Source organism: Paenibacillus sp. S28 (assembly GCF_016624415.1).
In the GTDB taxonomy this organism is placed as follows: domain Bacteria; phylum Bacillota; class Bacilli; order Paenibacillales; family Paenibacillaceae; genus Paenibacillus_AQ; species Paenibacillus_AQ favisporus.
The window spans coordinates 64,485-77,839 of the sequence record NZ_JACVTM010000018.1 but is presented as its reverse complement, the minus strand read 5'-3'; the positions used below and the strand labels follow the sequence as shown (position 1 = coordinate 77,839).

Here is a 13,355-nt window from a genome sequence, read left to right as displayed (position 1 = left end):
GCAGTTGCTGGCTGCCACGAACTTGCATCAATCCCCTCCAGGGACGGCTACTTCCGGGCTGAACACCGGCCGTGAATCCATTTCCCCCGGGCGCACCGGGTAGAGCGTTCCGTTCAGCGCAAAAGAAACCCTCCCCGTCTCCTCTGAAACGACAAGGATCAGCGCATCGCATATTTCTGACAGCCCCAACGCGGCCCGGTGACGGGTTCCAAGCTTCCCCTCGCGCAGCGCTTTGGAAACGGGCAGTACATTGCCGGCGGAGACGATTTGGTTCTTATCGACCAGCACCGCCCCGTCGTGCAGCGGTCCCCCCGGATAAAAAATCGATTCCAGCAGGGTATGCGACACGTCTGCCCCGACCGGTATGCCGGAATGCACCAGCGGCGGGAGCGCATCGTTTCTTTTGACGACGATGAGTGCTCCGTGATTCCGCTCCGACAGATGCTGCAGCGCCGTGGACAATGCTACGTAGCGATCTGTATAAGGCGACAGATACGCATTCAAATAATAGGATGCGGCCGTCATCTGCATGTCGGTAAAGACGCTGTGGATCTGCTCAAACTCATTCAGAATGCAGCATTCCTTCTGGTCGATCGTCGCCAGCATGCTCTCGATTTCCGCCTTAATAGTGGACAGGCTCTTTTTCAGATGGACCTGTATCGTTTCAGACAGACCCAGCTCATCTTCATTGTTCACGTCGGCTCACCTTTCCTTATGACTTAAAATATAGACTGCTCCGTCCAGCCTTCCGACTATTCGGCGTCTTCCATCGTATCCATCGCGGCATCAAGCAGCGCATCAAACAGGTCGTCGTCCTCTTCCAGCCGTGCATCGGCCTGAAGCATCTCCTCTTCGATGCCCGATTCGTCCGCATAGTTCAGGCTGTAATCCCAATCATCGCCCTTCTTGCTGAAAAAGGTAACCTCATACTTGGACTTATGCCCCTCCAAAGTAAAAATGGTATGCCCCACGTAGTGTCGTTCCTCGTCCAGCTTCATCCCGGCTTCGATAATTGTAAAGTCCATGAATCCATTGCTCCTTCTAAGTGGTGTATTTGATACTATAGTATACCATGGAGGCGGCTGTTTCCATCAAACGGCAGAGCTTAGGTTTTCATTATGCGGAACAATTTAGTACAATACTACTTGTGTCAGTTGATAACCAGTATCTGGAGGGATGAATCCATGACCGATTTCATCAGTCAATTAAACAAATATGCCGATCTTGCCGTCCGTGTAGGCGTCAACGTCCAGAAGGGCCAAACGCTGGTCGTCAACGCATCGATCCAGTCGGCGGAATTTGTCCGCTTAATCGTGGAAAAAGCATATGATGCGGGCGCCAAGCTCGTCAAAGTCAATTGGAGCGACGAAATCGTTACCCGTCTGCAGTATGAACGGGCCGACGATGAAGTTTTCGCGATTCCACCGAAATGGTTTGCAGGGGAAATGATCGAACTCGTGGAAAACGGGGCAGCCGTGCTGCACGTGATTGCCGAGAACCCGGATTTGCTGAAGGGGATCAAGCAGGAACGGATCGCCATGAATCAAAAAACACGCGGCCAGGCGATGGCACCTTACCGTGCTTACCAGCAGGCGGACAAGTTCAGCTGGTCAATCGTGGCTGTCCCTTCGCCGGAATGGGCTGCAAAGGTGTTCCCTGACGTTCCCGAATCTGAACGGGTTCAGAAGCTGTGGGAAGCGATTTTCCATACGGTGCGCATTGATCAGGAAGACCCGGTCGGTGCTTGGAAACAGCATCTGGCCACATTGGATGAAAAATCGAACATCCTGAACGCCAAAAAATATAAGAAGCTCCACTATATCGCACCGGGAACCGATCTGACCATCGAGCTTCCGGAAGGACATATCTGGGCAGCCGGCGAGAGCATCAACGAGAAAGGACACAGCTTCGTCGCCAATATGCCGACCGAGGAAGTGTTCACCGCTCCGCTGAAGACGGGCGTAAACGGCACGGTGCGCAGCACCAAGCCGCTGAGCTATGGAGGCAACATCATCGACAACTTCTCCATTACATTTGAGAATGGCCGGATCGTAGGTGTCAGCGCCGAACAGGGACAGGAAACGCTGGAGCATCTCGTCGAAATGGACGAAGGCGCGCACTACCTCGGCGAGGTCGCGCTGGTTCCGCATCAATCACCGATTTCCGAGTCGAACATTTTGTACTTCAATACACTTTTTGACGAAAACGCCTCCAACCATTTGGCGATCGGCAGCGCCTACGCCTTCTGTGTTGAAGGCGGCAAGAACATGAATCAGGAGCAGCTTGCTGAGCGCGGTCTGAACACAAGCGTGACCCATGTCGACTTTATGATCGGCTCGGGGGAAATGGACATTTTCGGCGTTAATCCTGACGGTTCGGAAGAGCCTGTATTTAAAAACGGAAACTGGGCATTTTAAGGACTGACTCCAATCGGTCCATTAATGCTGTGAATCCTTGTTCTGCATACGATGAAATATTGGAGCCGCAAGAGCCTTCCTGGAGCGATGACAGGAGGGCTCTTTTGTAGTCAGGTGTTTTATTTATCCAGTGGTTAATTTATAATGGGGAAGAATTGAATACATATGTGGAGGTAGAGCCTATGCTCTCGTTCGAAGAGAAATTAAACAATTATGCCGAGCTTGCCGTCAAAATCGGCGCAAACGTGCAGCCCGGACAAACGCTGGTCGTGAATGCAACGATCGACGCCGCCCCGCTCGTTCGCTTGATCGTCCGCAAGGCGTATGAGATCGGCGCCAAGCTCGTCAAAGTCAATTATACCGACGAGGCGGTCACCCGGCTCCGGTACGATCTGGCACCGGCGGAATCTTTCCTTGAAGCTCCGACTTGGTATGCGGGCGAAATGACCGAGCTCGCTGAGAACGGAGCCGCTTTCCTGACCGTTCTCTCCTCCAGTCCCGACCTGCTCAAAGGAGTAGAGCCTGGAAGAATCGCCGATTATCAGCGCACCTACGGTCAGGCGATGGCGAAATACCGCCAGTTTCAGCAGGCGGATAAAATGAGCTGGACGGGCGTTGCCTTCCCTTCCCCGGACTGGGCCGCGAAGGTGTTCCCGGATGCGCCGCAGGATCAGCAGGTCGGCAAGCTGTGGGACGCCATCTTCCATGCATGCCGCGCGGACCGCGAAGATCCGATCGCCGCTTGGGAAGAGCATATCGATACGCTGCAGCAAAAATCGGATGAGCTGAACGCCAAAAAGTATCAAAAGCTGCATTTTACGGCGCCGGGCACGAATTTGACGATCGAGCTTCCCGAAGGCCATATTTGGGCGCAGGCGGGCAGCGTCAATGAGCAGGGTACGACGTTTGTCGCCAACATCCCAACCGAAGAGGTGTTCACCGCTCCGCTCAAAACCGGCGTAAACGGAACCGTGAGCAGCACCAAACCGCTCAGCTACGGCGGCAACATCATCGACCGCTTCACGCTGACATTCGAAAACGGCCGTATCGTAGATTACAAAGCGGAAGAAGGCCAGGACACGCTCGCACGCCTGATCGAGATGGACGAAGGCTCCCACTACCTTGGCGAGGTAGCCCTTGTTCCTTTCCAGTCTCCGATTTCACAAAGCAACATCCTGTACTATACGACTTTGTATGATGAGAATGCTTCCTGCCACCTGGCAATCGGCAGCTCTTACGCCTTCAATATACAGGGTGGTAAGACGATGTCCCAAGACGAGCTTGAGTCCCAAGGCATGAACCAGAGCATCACACACGTCGACTTCATGATGGGTTCCCCCGAAATGAACATTACCGGAATCACCCATGATGGCAAAGAAGAGCCGGTGTTTGTCAACGGAAACTGGGCATAATTCACTGGCAGCACCCTGACGGTCGCATGACCGACGGGGTGCTTTTTTGTGTTTACAAAACGTCGCCCTCTCCCCACCTCCCCTTCAGGTATAATCATGGATTCCATTTGACGCTCCCGGATGCCGGTGGTACGATTTGTACGAATTCACCTACCATGGAGAGGAGCAGTTTGATGATATCCATAGATCTTACGGGGAAAACCGCTTTGATCACCGGCGCCTCCGGCCAGCTTGGACGGGTCATGGCCCGTACACTGGCCCGTGCCGGGGCCGATGTGGCCGTCCACTACCGCGGCAACGAACAGAAAGCGCTGGAGCTGAAGCAGGAAATTGAGGCGCTGGGCCGGCGCTGCATCGCCGTTCAAGCCGACATCACCGATGCCGCATCGGTTACGGCGATGAGAGACCGCCTGCTGGGAGAGTGGCAGGCTATTGACATCGTTGTCGCAAACGCTGTCATTCAATATGAATGGACCAGCGTGCTGAACCAGCCGGCCGAGGATTACCGGAGCCAGTTCGAATCCTGCGTGCTGCAGAACGTCCTTTTGGCCAAAGCCTTCATCCCGGCCATGATCGAGCGCAAGCAGGGGCGGATGATCGGCATCAACACCGAGTGCTCCATGCAGAACTTCCCCGGCCAGTCCGCTTACGTTGCCGGCAAACGCGGCATGGACGGCGTCTACCGCGTGCTTGCAAAGGAGGTCGGCGAGCATAACATCACGGTCAATCAGGTCGCTCCCGGGTGGACCATCAGCGACCGCGACCGGGAGAATAACACTGAGGTTAGCGAAGGGTATTCGAGCAGCGTTCCTCTCAAGCGCCGGGGCACCGACCAGGAAATTGCTAATGCGGTACTGTTCCTGGCGTCCGACTTGTCGAGCTTTATCACCGGGGCTTACATTCCGGTGAACGGCGGCAACGTCATGCCGGCCATTTAGAGGCAACATACTAAACTTTATCAAAGCGTATACAGTAAAAGGACAGCCGGGTGCTGTCCTTTTGTTTTTTATCATATATTATCCCTATGATATGACGCCGCTACAGCCTGCCGTATGCCCGCAGTGTGATCAGCCGGTTGACCGTGATATGCCCCCGCCATTCCGCTCCGTTGCCCGGACTGATGGATGGGAACGACACCTTCCATCCGCCATCGGCCTCCTGCTGTTCTTCCAAATCGTCCAGGTGACGCTCGATATCCGCCGTTGAGATCAGCTCCGCGGCGTAACTGGTCGGAACAGGCGCCCAGTCCAGCACTTTGTGGACATAGCCTTCCGCGCGGGGGTCAAGCTCAATAACTCCCGGCTGGCGGAGCCATTCGTTCAGCTCCTCCTGCATCGCTGAGGCCCTTCCCCGATCGGGAGCATATTGCAAAAAGGTAATGCATTGGTGCAGGTCATGATAATCCGTCTGATCTGCCTGGGGAATCCGGTTCCAGATGAATTCCGCGCTTCGCGTGAACCATTCCTCTTGCTTGAAATCGTTCACAGCCGTCTGCTTGTAGAGCAGACCGAGAATATTACCGGTTGGATTCAGCGATGGCTGCTGGTCGTCCTCCGTTATCCACCAAGGAGCATGCGGAGCGTCATTAACGGTCAGCAGTGCCCGGGGGAAACCGCCTGTGGCCGGGACGGTAATCGATTTGAGATATGACGCGATCCCCGCGATGATTTCCGCATCAAACCGGTTCGCCTCGTCCATGATCCAGAGCGCCTGCTCCACCGCTACAGGCTGGCTTGCGGATGTACGCATGTCAGGCTCCAGGGCATTGCCGAACCCGCCGTCAGGGTTCTGATAGGCTTTGAGCGCAGAAATAACCCCATCCGCGGATCCTCCTTCGAACTGCATTTCATAACGACGCCGATCCAGCAGCCGCGCATTGGCAAGCACGAATGCTCTGGCTTTTTCCAGACGGGCTGCCCTTCCTTCCTTTGCTCCCATCAACAGTTCCTCCTTTAATCCAGATTATCGGATGCCAAATATTTTATGCATGTACGTCGCCGCTTCTGGTGTACATGCATGCTCCATTTTAAACTTCAGCTCAGACTGCGCCTGCTCCCTCGTTCCCCGGAACCGCTCGATACCATACTGACGCATCCAATCCCCTGTCGTCTGGTAGGAGGTGCTGCTCCAGCCGTTTTTCTCTCCGAGCAGGTTCCGCTTCTCCTTGACACCGGAAATGACGATGGCGAGCTGCCCCTGCAGCTCCGCCAGTGCCTGGTCAAACTCCTTTTTCCGGTCCGGTGATTTCATGCCCGCGCGGGCCCGCAGCTCCCTCGTCTCGATCCCTTCGTCGTCCCGGATCAGCTGGTACAGCTCCCATGCCGGCTTGGATAGCAAGCCGTCCCGGTAACGCTTCTCGGGATCCTCTTCTCTACCAAGCAGCCGCAGCACCAGAGGAAACCAATCCGCCGCGATCAGCACCGCCTTCTTTTTGATGAACTTGCCGTAAGCCGCCGACCCGTCGCCGGGAAACTGGGCGCGCCACAGCCAGGGATCCCGATCGGTTCCCGTATGCCAATTCTCCTTGGGAGTGACCCCGTCCAGGGACGGATGTCCCGGGATCAAGCCGGCCAGCGGCAGGATGCCGACATGGGCGATTAAATCGCAAGCGTCCTCGTACCGTTCGATGTGCAGCGGTTTTTGTTCATTTTCCTTAAGCACCTGATCATCTCCTCCAACGTCTTATGTATGGTCTGACTCATAGACTGTCAGCAGACGCACAGCCTTGGCGCAAACCTCCCGGCGAAGAGCCTCAGGCTCAAGCACCTCCGCCTCCGTACCAAGCGCGTAAAAAAGCTGCACGGCCCAATGCCACTCCGACACCGGCAGATGAAAATCCGCCAGCCACTCTTCGTTTCCGACCGCGCTGATTTTCTCTCCGACATGCTCGTCCCGCTCGACCTGAAGCATTCCGCGGTAGGTCAGCTTCGCCCGGATATGGACCGTTTGCGGCTCCGACTTTCCTTGATGACGATCGCCATCGCCTTCACCAACTTCAGGCGGGTCTTCCGGACGAAGCTCCGTCATCCGGTCGATCCGGAAGATCCGCTGCTCCCCGTGGGTTTGCGAGTAGGCATCGCAGTACCAAAACCCGTTGGCGGCGTAAATCCTCAGCGGATGGATCAGCAGCCTGCGGCGGTTGTTCATCGAATGGTAAAACACCGATACCCATTGATTGCTGGAGGCATAATCCAGCAGTTCGTTCAAGTGCGGAACGGTATACTTACGCTTGGGCACCTCCACTTCCAGGCGATCCAGCATCGGGTGGACCGTCTCCGCAGTTTCCCGGGGCAGAATGGCCTTGATTTTGTCCATTACGGTCCACCGCTCCGAATTGAACGGCGTGTCCGCGTAACGGGTCAGCCCTTCCAGCGCGAACAGCAGGCAGAGGGCTTCGCGGGAATTGAGCTGCAGCGGCGGCAGCTGATAGCCCTCCATCAGATAATATCCGCCTTGTGGGCCGCTCACCGCGGCAAGCGGGATACCCATTTCGGAGAGGGCCTGCATATCCCGCAAAATGGTCCTCCGCGACACTTCAAGCTTGGCAGCTAGCCCTGCGGCCGTCTGATTTCCCTGCTGAAGCGCGATGAGTATCGCCATCAGGCGATCCATACGGTTCATGTTTTTCACCTCTTCACGCTCTAGAATCATTGTATCAGCCGATTGGTGACAACTTGGATGTCACTAATGTTTGGCCGAATTTTCTTTTTTAACATAATGCAAAAGTTGTCGAATGACGCGGTATAGGACGCTGGCGGGACTTTCCCTTCGGCCCCGGCTCAGTTATAATGCATTGGGAAGAGCCATACAATAGCATAAAAGCGAGTCAAACGACTGGACAGGATATGAAAAGCCGCTGTGACCGACGCAGGGGCTTCATCAGAACACGGACGCAAGGAGGAGAAAACCCGTCATGTCCAACTTTTTCAACAAAATCAAGCAGGGCGTTTCGGATGCCGGCAAGAAAGCGCAGAACACGGTTGAATCCACAACCCTGAAGTTTCAAGCGGCGGCGAAGGAAAAGGAAATCGAAAAAAATTATACGGAAATCGGCCGTATCGTCCATCAGTCCTTGGAGAAACCGGACGGCACGATCCCCAGCGCGGAGATCCAGAAATACCGGGAGGCCATTTTTGCCTTAGAAGAAGAAGTGGAAGAGCTACAGCGGAAAATCCAGCACCTGCAAAACCTGAAGGAATGCGGATGCGGCAAGATGCTTCCCGCGGACGCAACCTACTGCCCGTTCTGCGGACAGCAGTTCCATACGGTGGTCGTTCAGCCGGCAGCCGTTTCGAGCTCGATTCCTAAAAGCGCCTACTGCACCAAATGCGGAGAACCGGCCTCATTTTCAGATCATTTCTGCCGCAGTTGCGGTCATAAGCTTCAGCACGAGTAATTTATCAGGTAAATCAGAGAACGCCGTATCCCTCACTGCAGCAGGGACACGGCGTTTTGTCGTTTATTCAAGAGCGGATCAGGAAGCCCGGCCGCGATGCTTAATTTCTTTTGAGCGCATACAGAAAGGTCGTCTCTTCCCACTTCTCGCCCGGGGTCAAGCCGAACAGTCCCATTTCCTCTGCGGGAATGTTCTTGATATTCGGAGCGTTGACGAGGTTGATCTGAGGCTCAGGGCAGAAAAATTTGCCGCCGGCGAACTGGTTCCAAACCATCCAGTGCTTATAACTGGTACCTACGTCGTAAATCAGCACGTCCCCAGTGCGTGTATCCGTGAGCTCCATCCGGTTGCGTCCGTCCTGCGGTTCAGCAGTATAATGGAAGTCCATTTCGGTGAAGTAAGGGAACACGCCTTCTCCTTTGAGCTGCTCTTCTTCCGGAGACAGCGGCTGGAAAGCACCTGTCGGCAGCATCCGGTCATCCAGCTCACGCCGCTGGCCGATCGTAATTTTAACTTGGTAATCCTTCGCTTCGCTTCCCGGCACGAACGGGGCATTGACCGCCGTATGGAACGCCAGCAGTACAGGCATTTTTTCCTTGCCGTCATTCGTGATGGTGACCTGCTGCCGCAGCCCTTCCCGGTTCAGGGAGTATCTCAGCGTAATCGTGAAATCGAAAGGCAGATACTTTTTATACAGATGCCCTTCTCCTACGCGCTGGGACACAACGACTGCGCTTTCATAAGCGTCACTGGTTATGTAATCCACGGTCCATGGGATCGTATGCATGTATCCGTGCAGCTGGTTGCCCGTGGCTTCTTCATTGATTGGGAATTGGTAGACTTTGCCCTCCCATTCGAATTTGCCGCCATCGTAACGGTTAGGCGGAAACAGTACCGGAATGCCGTAAACACCCGGATTTGCCTTGAAATCTTCCATTTCACCGGCTTCGGGTTCCCGCAAAAACTTGAAGTTTTGCTCGGTATCCCGGAATAAAATCAGATTGGCGCCGATCTCCGGCAGCACCGCCGCTTCGTATTTCCCATGCTTCAGCCAGATCGCCTTTTCCCTATTAAAATCGCCTTCAAATGCCGCAAATTGTGTCAACTTGTTCTCCTCCTGTTCATGATTAAAAGGAACGTTCTTCTAATATACCATTTGTGGCATTATACGAGAAGCACATCGATCCGGCTTGCCCCATGAATCAGCCGTTTAAGCATTCTTCGGCGTGCATATCTAGTGAAAATTCCTTCTTCTGGGCGTCCTAGAATCATCTGAGTAGCATGGATCTGTTCGGCCTGTCCCAGCACTTTGGCCGGCAGTCCTTTCCACCCGTCTTTTTCAAGAATGCCGAAATGCCCCTGCAAGCTTTCGGTCAGCCCCTGCCATCGCCCAAGGTCGCAATCCCGGCCTTCCATGCGGACGCAAGTCACGTGAAGCGCGGCCTTGAGGCGGTAAGCGATCCGGAATCCGCGCCGGATGAGGCGCTCGGCAGATGTTCCGGGGAGGATACACACAAAGATCACCTCCTCCTTTCTCCAGGGTCCGCGAAGGGACATATTCCGCTGCCAGGACTCCAGCCGCTCGTCCACATCGTCGGCCAGTTCCCGGAGGGCAAGCTCCCTTAGCGCGATCAGGTTCCCCGTTCGGAAAAAGGAACCCAGCGCCTGATCGACCTTGTCCGCCGCATAAATTTTCCCTTCCCTCATCCGCTCCTGCAGCGATTGCGGCGTAACGTCAATCAGCTCCACCTCATCGGCCATTGACAGCAGCGTGTCCGGAACCGTCTCGGAGACCCGGATGCCGGCGATGCGCTCGACGGCATCGTTGAGGCTCTCCAAATGCTGAACATTCAAGGTTGTTATGACCGAAATCCCGTTCTCCAGCAGAAGCAAAATATCTTCATACCGTTTGCGAAAACGGCTGCCCGGCATGTTGGTGTGAGGCAGCTCATCGACGAGCACAAGCTCCGGGCTTCTTGCCAGCAGCGCCTCTGTATCCATTTCGTACAGCGTAGTGCCTTTATAGGAAATCTCCTTCGGTGGGATAACAGGCAAACTGCCGACCTGCGCCGCCGTCTCCGCGCGCCCATGCGTCTCGAGCCACCCGATAACCACATCCGTTCCCTTGGCCAATATGTCATTCCCCTCGCGAAGCATGGTGTACGTTTTGCCTACGCCCGGGGCCGCGCCGATATAAATTTTGAACCGGCCGCGCTCGATCCGCTTCACTTTATCGTTCATTTCCTCGCGGCTGAGACGGTGATACCCCTTCATCTGCTTGTTTTGCGTTCGGCGGGCCGGCAGAATCCGCGGTTCCCCTTGCGCCGTGCGGTCGGCCACCCAGAACACGTCGATGCCATGCGCATGCTTAAGAATGCCGTTCGTCACCGAACCCTGCCACAGTTCCTGCCAGGGGCTTTTCCGGGAATGCCCCAGCACGATCCGGGTCACTTTTTTATCAAAAGCATACCGGATCAGCGACTTGGCAAACCGTCTTGGAGCCGACAAAGGCAGCTCCTCCAGCTTGGCGTCCGTCTTGTCCGCCATTTTGTGCAAAGAACGCTTAAATGCCTCTTGCTCGCGCGACAGTGACTGCTTGGGCCGCGTAAAGACAACGACGAGCAGTTCGCCGTTCAGGCGCTTTGCGATTTGCTGTCCGCGCCGTACATAGATCGAACCGTTCCAATGGTATTGCGCCGCCACCAGGATACGCTCCGAGGCACCGGAGGGACCGCTGATGCCCTCGTGCTCACGGAACTTCTCCAGCGACTGGTTCACATCGTCGGCCATCAAGCGCAGCGCAAGCTCCCGAAGGAGGGTCAAATCCTTGCGGGTAAAGGACGCCCCGTCCCGGATGCTCTGCAGATGGCCTTCGTTCAACCGGGAGATGAGCGTTTCCGGAGAAACGTCGATCAGCCGAACCTCGTCGGCCATACCCAGCGTCGTTAGCGGAACGGTTTCCCTGACCTCTACCCCGGTCCATTTGCGGGCAAGTTCGTGAATGCCTTCAATTTCATACACATTGACGGTCGTGATGACGCTGATGCCGTGATTCAGCAGAAACTGGATATCTTCCAGCCGGGTTCGATGCTCGGCGTGCTTGCGGTTTCGATGAGCGAATCCGTCCACAAGCACAACTTCGGGATTTCGGCTTACAATGCCCGGCAGATTCAGATCCTTGTATTCCGTTTCTCCTTCATTCCAGTGGATGCTGGGCACCCTCTCCAGGTCTGCGAGCTGCTTTTTCGTTTCTGTACGCTGCAGCGTGGACACCGCGCATATGACGACGTCAATCCCCTGGGACTTCAGGGTTTGGCCCTCGCGGAGCATATGATAGGTTTTCCCGGAACCGGTCACCGCCCCGATGATGATTTTGAGCCGCCCCCGCCGCAGTCTATGGATTTCTTCGAGAATTTCTTCCGGCGATTTGCGTCTGTAATCCCCCATGGCTCAAGCCCCTTCTGCACATTGTTGATATGTGGTGAATCTTACCTGTTCACAGCCATTTTTGTAAAATCGTTCACCGCCGTTTTTGGATCACCCTGTATTGGTATTGCCCGATCTAGCGTCTTTTTCGGAAGAAAAAGCGGCTATTTAAGCCTGATTCGCCCTGTCTCTTCCGTATCCGTTTCACATGAAAGAATAGGCTAAACTGGACATATCATGTAAAATGGGAAAGATGAGATAAAACAGACGAGAGACGGGCGAATGGGAAAGAGGGGAAAACCATGCCGAACATGATCCGGCTTCTTGTGTCTACGGATTACAACGATCTCAGCCGGGATTTACAGGAAGAAATCTATTATGAGTACTATGATTATGCCTACGGCATGATCATGTATATCGTGAAAAACCATTCCGTGGTGGAAGATATTATCCAGGATGCTTTCATTAAGATCATCAAAAGCAAACCCGTGTTTGAAAATGAAGCCAAGCTGAAAGCCTGGCTCAAAGTCGTGACGCGCAACACGACCATAAATTATTTGCGAAAAAATAAAAAATACCGTAACCAAGTCGATGTCGAAGGTGTCTTTATGTATAAAGAAGAGATTGCGCAGCCGACGGTGTCAATCGAAAATACGGTAGAAACGAAGTTCATGGAAGAATCGATTATTCAGTATTTAAGGGAATTGAAACCGGAATACCGGGTTCTGGTCGAGTATCGCTGGCGAAAGGGCCTGTCGTACCGGGAAATCGCCGATCTGCTTGAAGTTACCGAGGATGCCGTCAAACAACGTCTGTACCGGGCACGCGAAAGTATCAAGAAAATGCTCTTTAAGGAGTGGGGGGTAAAGGATGAAAAGCGAAAAATTTGAAGATTGGTTCGATTCCGCCTTCGAGAAGGCAGCCTCTTCAACTTCCTTGACGTCCGAAGATAGCAAGAAGGCATCTTGGAACAAGGTTCAAGCCCGGCTGAACGAAGTGAACCGTTCCCGCAGACGTAATCGGCACCTGCAGCTTGGCGGTGTGGTGGCCGCATCTTTCGTGGCCGGAGCGGTCATTTTCAGCTCCACAGCCGTGACGAAGGCAATTTCTCCGCTGCTCGACTCCATTGTTGACTGGGGAGACGGCGTTAAGAATGTGGTTTTTTTCCAAGACGACCAGTCTGATACGGGAGGGATCGCGAAAACCCCTCCCCCGCCAAATTATATGGACGGGGAGCCGGAACCGCCGCCAGGGGATGGGAAAATCATTTCTTCGGAACAGGGTGTCCCAACAACGCGCCCGCTCAGTGAAGTGCAGAAAGAATTGAGTTTTACCATTCCGGATTTTAGCGGCCGAATTCCCGAGCGTTATCATTTCAAGCAATCCACCGTCATAGCAAAAGATCTCGAAACAAAGAAATATAACGAAATTACTATGCTTTATACCGGGCCAAAGGAAGACGATAATCTGTTCATTACCGTGAGCCGGATTCTCCCGAATTCCAGCACAGGCTATTTCACGAACGGAGAACCTGTCAAGATCAAGCTCAAGAACGGTTATGAAGCCTATTACACCGAAAGCAACATGAATTCGCTGATCATGAAATATAATAAGGTCCAGTTGATCATCATGACCAAGGCGAGTAAAGAGGAAATTCTCAACTTGGTCGAGCCGCTTCCCTAATGATTGATTTGTTGGCATATC

At 54.2% G+C, this 13,355-nt stretch carries 13 protein-coding genes; 6 read left to right on the top strand and 7 right to left on the bottom strand.

The features are described 5' to 3' along the window. Positions 1-27: 27 nt before the first annotated feature. Together cdaS and IAE55_RS28690 are read right to left on the bottom strand one after the other, a co-directional pair. Positions 28-696, bottom strand: coding sequence for a sporulation-specific diadenylate cyclase CdaS (gene cdaS, locus IAE55_RS28695; RefSeq protein WP_105442358.1), 669 nt, complete (start codon positions 694-696; stop codon positions 28-30). A gap of 56 nt (positions 697-752) precedes the next feature. Next, on the bottom strand, positions 753-1,025 hold the full coding sequence (locus IAE55_RS28690) for a hypothetical protein (protein ID WP_076171655.1): 273 nt from the start codon (positions 1,023-1,025) through the stop codon (positions 753-755). A 159-nt stretch (positions 1,026-1,184) separates the two neighbouring features. Between IAE55_RS28690 and IAE55_RS28685 the strand changes: the two genes are divergently transcribed. From IAE55_RS28685 to IAE55_RS28675, 3 genes are all read left to right on the top strand, one after another. Beyond that, entirely contained in the window at positions 1,185-2,417 is a 1,233-nt protein-coding gene (locus IAE55_RS28685) for an aminopeptidase (protein WP_200634545.1), read from the top strand. Positions 2,418-2,599: 182 nt separating this feature from the next. Next, positions 2,600-3,829, top strand: a complete 1,230-nt coding sequence (locus IAE55_RS28680) for an aminopeptidase (RefSeq protein WP_200634544.1) — start codon at positions 2,600-2,602, stop codon at positions 3,827-3,829. A 173-nt stretch (positions 3,830-4,002) separates the two neighbouring features. Next, positions 4,003-4,767 carry an SDR family oxidoreductase gene (locus IAE55_RS28675; protein WP_234489944.1) on the top strand — a complete coding sequence of 255 codons (765 nt, stop codon included), beginning with the start codon at positions 4,003-4,005 and terminating at the stop codon, positions 4,765-4,767. A gap of 100 nt (positions 4,768-4,867) precedes the next feature. Here the strand turns inward: IAE55_RS28675 and IAE55_RS28670 are convergent, their stop codons facing one another. From IAE55_RS28670 to IAE55_RS28660, 3 genes are read right to left on the bottom strand one after another with little or no spacing between them, the layout of a single operon-like run. After that, on the bottom strand, positions 4,868-5,767 hold the full coding sequence (locus IAE55_RS28670; RefSeq protein ID WP_200634543.1) for a hypothetical protein: 900 nt from the start codon (positions 5,765-5,767) through the stop codon (positions 4,868-4,870). Between the two features lie 24 nt (positions 5,768-5,791). Beyond that, positions 5,792-6,490: an AlkZ-related protein gene (locus tag IAE55_RS28665; protein WP_325168696.1), complete on the bottom strand. Its 699-nt coding sequence runs from the start codon at positions 6,488-6,490 to the stop codon at positions 5,792-5,794. Positions 6,491-6,511: 21 nt separating this feature from the next. Beyond that, entirely contained in the window at positions 6,512-7,450 is a 939-nt protein-coding gene (locus IAE55_RS28660) for a helix-turn-helix transcriptional regulator (RefSeq protein WP_200634542.1), read from the bottom strand. Between the two features lie 292 nt (positions 7,451-7,742). On the opposite strand from IAE55_RS28660, the gene IAE55_RS28655 reads away from it, so the two are divergent. Continuing rightward, entirely contained in the window at positions 7,743-8,225 is a 483-nt protein-coding gene (locus IAE55_RS28655) for a zinc ribbon domain-containing protein (RefSeq protein WP_076171647.1), read from the top strand. A 100-nt stretch (positions 8,226-8,325) separates the two neighbouring features. On the opposite strand, the gene IAE55_RS28650 is transcribed toward IAE55_RS28655, so the two are convergent. Together IAE55_RS28650 and IAE55_RS28645 are read right to left on the bottom strand one after the other, a co-directional pair. After that, positions 8,326-9,330, bottom strand: a complete 1,005-nt coding sequence (locus tag IAE55_RS28650; protein WP_200634541.1) for an aldose 1-epimerase — start codon at positions 9,328-9,330, stop codon at positions 8,326-8,328. 59 nt (positions 9,331-9,389) lie between these two features. Then, positions 9,390-11,672 (bottom strand): histidine kinase, encoded by a 2,283-nt coding sequence (locus IAE55_RS28645; protein WP_200634540.1) that lies wholly within the window; start codon positions 11,670-11,672, stop codon positions 9,390-9,392. Positions 11,673-11,953: 281 nt separating this feature from the next. Between IAE55_RS28645 and IAE55_RS28640 the strand changes: the two genes are divergently transcribed. Together IAE55_RS28640 and IAE55_RS28635 are read left to right on the top strand one after the other, a co-directional pair. Further along, on the top strand, positions 11,954-12,541 hold the full coding sequence (locus tag IAE55_RS28640) for an RNA polymerase sigma factor (protein WP_076171639.1): 588 nt from the start codon (positions 11,954-11,956) through the stop codon (positions 12,539-12,541). Beyond that, on the top strand, positions 12,522-13,334 hold the full coding sequence (locus tag IAE55_RS28635) for a DUF4367 domain-containing protein (RefSeq protein WP_145159000.1): 813 nt from the start codon (positions 12,522-12,524) through the stop codon (positions 13,332-13,334). The genes IAE55_RS28640 and IAE55_RS28635 overlap by 20 nt, the downstream gene beginning before the upstream one ends. Positions 13,335-13,355 lie beyond the last annotated feature (21 nt).

Coding starts and splice junctions, on each gene's coding strand:
- IAE55_RS28655 (WP_076171647.1), top strand. CDS start 7,743: ATGTCCAACTTTTTCAACAAAATCAAGCAGGGCGTTTCGGATGCCGGC.
- IAE55_RS28680 (WP_200634544.1), top strand. CDS start 2,600: ATGCTCTCGTTCGAAGAGAAATTAAACAATTATGCCGAGCTTGCCGTC.
- IAE55_RS28645 (WP_200634540.1), bottom strand. CDS start 11,672: ATGGGGGATTACAGACGCAAATCGCCGGAAGAAATTCTCGAAGAAATC.
- IAE55_RS28690 (WP_076171655.1), bottom strand. CDS start 1,025: ATGGACTTTACAATTATCGAAGCCGGGATGAAGCTGGACGAGGAACGA.
- IAE55_RS28675 (WP_234489944.1), top strand. CDS start 4,003: ATGATATCCATAGATCTTACGGGGAAAACCGCTTTGATCACCGGCGCC.
- IAE55_RS28670 (WP_200634543.1), bottom strand. CDS start 5,767: ATGGGAGCAAAGGAAGGAAGGGCAGCCCGTCTGGAAAAAGCCAGAGCA.
- IAE55_RS28685 (WP_200634545.1), top strand. CDS start 1,185: ATGACCGATTTCATCAGTCAATTAAACAAATATGCCGATCTTGCCGTC.
- IAE55_RS28635 (WP_145159000.1), top strand. CDS start 12,522: ATGAAAAGCGAAAAATTTGAAGATTGGTTCGATTCCGCCTTCGAGAAG.
- IAE55_RS28660 (WP_200634542.1), bottom strand. CDS start 7,450: ATGAACCGTATGGATCGCCTGATGGCGATACTCATCGCGCTTCAGCAG.
- IAE55_RS28640 (WP_076171639.1), top strand. CDS start 11,954: ATGCCGAACATGATCCGGCTTCTTGTGTCTACGGATTACAACGATCTC.